Genomic DNA, 5,490 nt, shown 5'->3' with positions numbered 1-5,490 from the left:
TTAATGCAATGGTTCGCACCCGACAAGCCTGGTCGCCGGCTTGATGTGCGTCGTTTTTGATAAAATTAAATCACAGTTGCTCTGAGGCCGTAGGCCGAAGAATCTCCATGCGTCCCTGCTTTGCTTCGTTTTTGGTATATTGCATAGAGATTCTTCGCTCGTTCCTCGCTCAGAATGACATGACCTGAATGGTTACTAATTTTGATAACATATAAGGACAAAAAGCTCTGAACAATCTAACCGCTATTCGTCTGTTTTTATTGGATATGGACGGCACTTTTTACCTGGGCGACACACTGTTGCCGGGGGCGCTGGAATTTATTGACACCTGTCGGGCCAGGGGACTTGATTATCTGTTTTTAACCAATAACTCATCCAAACACCGCGGCCAATACGCCGAAAAATTGCGGCGGCTGGGCCTGGAGATTGGCGAGGAAAAAATATTCACCTCTGGCGAAGCCACGGCCATTTATCTTAACAAAATTAAGCCGGGGGCCAACATCTACCTGGTGGGCACGCCCGCCCTGGCCGACGAGTTCCGGAGCCGCGGTTTTAACCTGGTTGAAGATGAACCGGATTACGCCGTGCTTGGTTTTGACACCACCCTCACTTACGCCAAGCTGTGGCGGCTGTGCGACCTGGCGCGCGCCGGTAAACCCTACCTGGCCACCCATCCCGATTTCAACTGTCCCCTTGAAAACGGCTTTATGCCCGATATTGGGGCTATGATCGCCTTTGTGGAAGCTTCCACCGGCCGCCGGCCTGATGTGGTAGTAGGCAAACCCAACCGGCCCATTATTGAGGCGGTGGTTGAAAAAACCGGCGTTCCCATTCAACAAATTTGCATGGTGGGCGACCGGCTCTACACCGATATTGCCCTGGGCGCAACCGGCATTACCACAGTGCTGGTTTTAAGCGGCGAGGCTACGCTTGAAGACCTGCCCACGGCCCCCCACCAACCCGATTTTGTGATGCAGGATTTGGCAGAGTTGGGGGCAGCGTTGGCGGTAGGCTAAAAGGTGGGATAATGTAGCCAGGCAGCAGAGTAGCAAATTTTACATCCGCCCAAATTCACGGGCTAATTGCGCCGCGCTAAGGTGAATCATGGTGGGCCGGCCATGCGGGCAGGTGCGGGGGGCGCTGGTGGCTTCCAGTTGGCGCACTAATTCACGCATCTCCTCGTGGGTCAATACCTGGCCGCCTTTAATGGACGCCCGCTTGCACACGGTAATGGCCACTTTCTCGTGGGTTTCGCGGGCCAGGGGAATGGCACCATCGGCCATCTCGGCCAGGATATCCACCAGGGCCAAAGCCGGGTCGGCCTGGCCCAACATTTCGGGCACGGCCCGGATACGGTAGGTTGCGCCGCCAAAAGGCTCAAGCTCAAAACCAACTTCGGCCAGGGCCGGCGTTTCGGCTGCCACAATGGCCGCGTGCCCCGGCGACAACTCCACCAACATCGGTTCTAACAATTGCTGGCCGGCTGCGGCAGCCTGGGCTTTTTGGGCTATGAGTTTCTCGTATAAAATCCGTTCGTGGGCGGCATGCTGGTCAATCAAGTATAAGCCATCTGGCCCCTCCGCCACAATATACATTTGTTGCACCTGCCCCACCACTCGCATCACGGGCATTTTGGCCGGCGTGGTTGGTAATAAATCCAGGGCCGGGACGGTTTCATCGGCAAACGGCGCGGTCCGCTGCGCCTCAAATCCAAAATGGTCAAAGGCCGGGGCGCCGGGGCGCCGATCAAACGAGGCTTGCCATCGGGCCGAATCACTGGCGTGGCCGCCAAAATCGTCCCAAAAAGTAGACGCGGACGTACCATAAGTGGGGATAGGCGCAGCGCCCAATACGGCCTCGCGGGCTGCTTTTTGCACCACCTTAAAAATAAGGCGGGGGTCTCTAAATTTAACCTCCGCTTTGGTGGGATGGACGTTGACATCCACTTCGGCCGGGTCCACCTGGATATTCAGCACGGTCAGCGGATAACGGCGTACGGGCAAAAAGGTGTGATACGCCTGAATAACGGCCTGGCTCAACGAGCGGTCTTGAATCCAGCGTTTGTTGACAAAAAAGATAAGCTGATCGCGGGTACCCCGGTGAAGCGACGGCGCTCCCACGTAGCCGGTCACTTTGATTTCCGCGCCGGCATCTTGGCCTTCCACCACAATCATCTGGCGGGCTGTTTCCAGGCTGAATACAGCGACCAGGGCGTCAAACAACTCGCCGCCGTTGGTTTGAAACGTGGTGCGCTTATCGCTTTGCAGGGTAAAACGAAGGTGGGGGTAGGCCAGGGCGTAGTGCGACACAATGCGGTGGATGTGACCGGTTTCGGTGGCGTCGGCCTTAAGAAACTTGAGGCGGGCCGGCACATTGTAAAACAGGTTTTCCACGGTCACAATGGTGCCGGCCGGCGCGCCCGCCGCGCCCAGGGCAAGTTCCTCCCCCCCGGCCAATCTGATGCGAGTGGCCGTCTCCTGCCCGGCGGGTCGAGAGACCAGGGTCAATTGCGATACCGCCGCCAGTGAAGCCAGAGCCTCACCCCGAAAGCCCAGGGTGGTGATATGGCTCAAGTCGTCAATGGACAACAGTTTACTGGTAGCATGCCGGGCAAAGGCCAGCGGCACTTCAGCCGCCGGGATGCCGCTGCCGTCGTCCATTACTCGAACCAACCGCTTGCCGCCCTGTTGGATTTCAACGTGGACAGACCTGGCTCCGGCGTCAATGGCGTTTTCCACCAATTCCTTGACCACGGAAGCCGGGCGCTCGACAACCTCTCCGGCGGCAATTTTAGCCGCCACTTCCGGCGGCAATACCCGAATACCCACAACCTGTTCTCCTGAAGTAAATTACACGTTTTAGGCCAGCCCTATTGTACCACACCCAACGACAGGATGACAATAGAGGGTAAAGTCATATCCCAATTTTGGGTGATGCGATAAGGACAACCGGCTGGTCGCTCCGCCATACCCAAATTTAGGACAGGCCCATAAAGCTTGACAGTATCTTGTCCCCCCGGTATCATGGGGTAGAATTAGAGACCCTCTTCCGGGCGAATCGTCATTCAGGCACATCCCAAAACCATTAGAGCATCAATTTCACCTCATCGGGTCAAAGAAGGATAAGAACCTTGCAACTCACCTGGCTTGGCGCGGCTGGCTTTAAAATAGATACGAATGAAGGGGCGGTTATTTTGATTGACCCCTTTCTTTCCCGTCCGGCAGGCGCCACGCCACGCTCATCCATTCACCTCACCGATTTGTCCCCGGTGGACGAGATTCTGCTGACCCATGGCCGTTTTGAACATACAATGGATACCCCGGCCCTGGTGGCTCAAACCGGGGCCATTGTGCATGCTCCGGGATCGGTCTGCGGGCGGTTGACAGAGGCCGGCGTTCCGGCCAATAACCTGGAATGTATCACCCTGCAAAGAATTAAACGGGTGGGCACTTTGGGCTGGCAGGCATGGCCCGGCCGGATGAGCCAGGCTGACTCCTGGCCATCTTTGCCTGCGTTCAAGGGCGATCAAGCTGTTCTGGCCCAAATCAACCACCTGGAACGCCAATGGCCGGCGGGCGAAACAGTAATTTATTTTTTTCAAGTTAATCATCTGTCCCTTATTCATTTTGGCAGCGCCGGTTGGGTTGAAGCAGCAATCAAAGACCTGCGCCCCGACATCGCTTTGTTGCCGGTGGAAGGTATCCCCGACAAAAAAAGCGACGTGGTTCGTTTAATCTCATTACTTAAGCCCAGGGTGGTCATTCCCCATCATTGGGATAATTACTACCCCCCTCTCACCAAAACAGTTGACCTCGGCCAGCTTGAAACCATTTTGCGCACGCTACTTGCCCCTATTAAAGTTTACCAACCAACCCTTGGCCGGCGCTTTAGCCTGGCCCGTTTGCTCTCAAATTATGAGCGTTGAGTAAACGTGTCCCAAAATGTAGCCGCCTGACCGACCAGATAGCTTATTGACAATCTTGTTCATTTATGCAATAATATTGGTGTTAAAAGATGCGCTTGCATCTCCATAAATCGCCATCCTAACTCAAGGAGGTGATGCTAATGAAAGATCACAGTAGCAAAAGTAGCGCCGTAGCATCACCTCCCCTGTGTGGGTAAATGCTACGGCGCGGCAAGGGGTCACACCCAGGTGTGGCCCTTTGTTTTTGCAAAGGAGTTCTCATCAACTGCGTTCACCACCAAGGCTGAAGATTCGGAGGGACAGAATATTACTCTGTCCTTCCAAAGGTTATTTACAGGAAGGATAATTATGGGCGTACAATCGTTGTCGGAACCAAATTACAAAGCTGAACTGGTGGGCGTATTCGGCCACCCGGTGGCCGAAAATCCAACAATGGTGATGCAAGAGGCCGCTTTTCAGGAGTTGGGCCTCAACTGGCGCTACTTGACCATTGAGGTTTATCCCCATGACCTGGCCGACGCGATGAAGGGATTACGAGCCTTTAACATGCGGGGCGTCAACCTGACCATTCCCCACAAAGTGGCAGTGCTGGAATACCTGGACGAAGTGGCTGCAGACGCCCAAGTGATGGGCGCGGTCAATACGGTGCGCCGGGAGGGCGACAGACTGATTGGCGAAAACACGGACGGCAAAGGTTTTTTGCGCGCGTTGCGTGAAGACGCCCAGGTAGACCCGGCCGGCAAACGCATGGTGGTGTTGGGCGCGGGCGGCGCGGCCCGGGCCGTAACGGTAGAGCTGGCCCTGGCCGGGGCGGCCCACATCACCGTGGTCAATCGTTCGTTTGAACGGGGCCAGGCGCTGGTAGACCTGCTCAACCAAAAAACGCCGGTTGCGGCGGAGTTTGTGGCCTGGGATGACCCTTATCCCCTCCCCGCCCAAACCGAGGTGCTGGTCAACGCCACTTCCATTGGCCTTTTTCCCCAGGTCAATGCCAAACCCGATCTTGACTATGCCACCCTTACCGCCGCAATGACCGTGTGCGACGTAATCCCCAATCCCCCGCACACCCCTTTTCTCAAAGAAGCCGAGGCGCGCGGGGCAAAAATATTGGATGGCCTGGGCATGCTGGTGTACCAGGGCGCGATCGGGTTCAAGATGTGGACCGGCCTGGACGCGCCGGTGGCGGTGATGCACCAGGCCCTGGCCGGCGTATTTGGCCCATAAAACATTTTTCCCTCTATTCTGACAAGCGGGCGGTCCCGCCTCAATGGTGGCCGCAATCCGTTCAACGCCACACCCGCAACCGGCCCAGGCGGCGGAGCGCCGCTGATCTTTTGACGGCCACAATCACCTGCCTCATTTTGACAAATATAGTCAGTAATGATAAATTACGCTCTGTGATTATCAATAATTGATTATTGATAATAAAGATCACGTTGAAGGTAAAAAATGGGTGTTTCGCCAGCCCGTCCTACCCCGTTACCCGGCATATCGGGGGTAATGAAGGCTTCTTTGGCCCAACAGGTAGAGTTACACCTGCGCAAAGAAATTATCCTTGGCCAGTT

The 5,490-nt window shown here is 55.6% G+C and carries 4 protein-coding genes; 3 read left to right on the top strand and 1 reads right to left on the bottom strand.

The window, feature by feature from the left end:
• Positions 1-266 precede the first annotated feature (266 nt).
• Positions 267-1,016: an HAD-IIA family hydrolase gene (locus JW953_14075; GenBank protein MBN1993823.1), complete on the top strand. Its 750-nt coding sequence runs from the start codon at positions 267-269 to the stop codon at positions 1,014-1,016.
• 39 nt (positions 1,017-1,055) lie between these two features.
• Here the strand turns inward: JW953_14075 and mutL are convergent, their stop codons facing one another.
• Positions 1,056-2,828 (bottom strand): DNA mismatch repair endonuclease MutL, encoded by a 1,773-nt coding sequence (mutL, locus tag JW953_14070; GenBank protein ID MBN1993822.1) that lies wholly within the window; start codon positions 2,826-2,828, stop codon positions 1,056-1,058.
• Between the two features lie 302 nt (positions 2,829-3,130).
• Between mutL and JW953_14065 the strand changes: the two genes are divergently transcribed.
• Together JW953_14065 and aroE are read left to right on the top strand one after the other, a co-directional pair.
• The gene (locus JW953_14065; protein MBN1993821.1) at positions 3,131-3,925 is read left to right on the top strand and encodes an MBL fold metallo-hydrolase; all 795 of its coding nucleotides are present in this window, start codon (positions 3,131-3,133) and stop codon (positions 3,923-3,925) included.
• Positions 3,926-4,273: 348 nt separating this feature from the next.
• Positions 4,274-5,149 (top strand): shikimate dehydrogenase, encoded by an 876-nt coding sequence (gene aroE, locus JW953_14060; protein MBN1993820.1) that lies wholly within the window; start codon positions 4,274-4,276, stop codon positions 5,147-5,149.
• Positions 5,150-5,490: the final 341 nt, after the last annotated feature.

This window comes from Anaerolineae bacterium (assembly GCA_016931895.1).
GTDB lineage: Bacteria > Chloroflexota > Anaerolineae > 4572-78 > J111 > JAFGNV01.
The sequence above is the reverse complement of the archived record's forward strand: the minus strand, read 5'-3'. Positions and strand labels throughout refer to the sequence as shown.

Coding starts and splice junctions, on each gene's coding strand:
- JW953_14075 (MBN1993823.1), top strand. CDS start 267: ATGGACGGCACTTTTTACCTGGGCGACACACTGTTGCCGGGGGCGCTG.
- aroE (MBN1993820.1), top strand. CDS start 4,274: ATGGGCGTACAATCGTTGTCGGAACCAAATTACAAAGCTGAACTGGTG.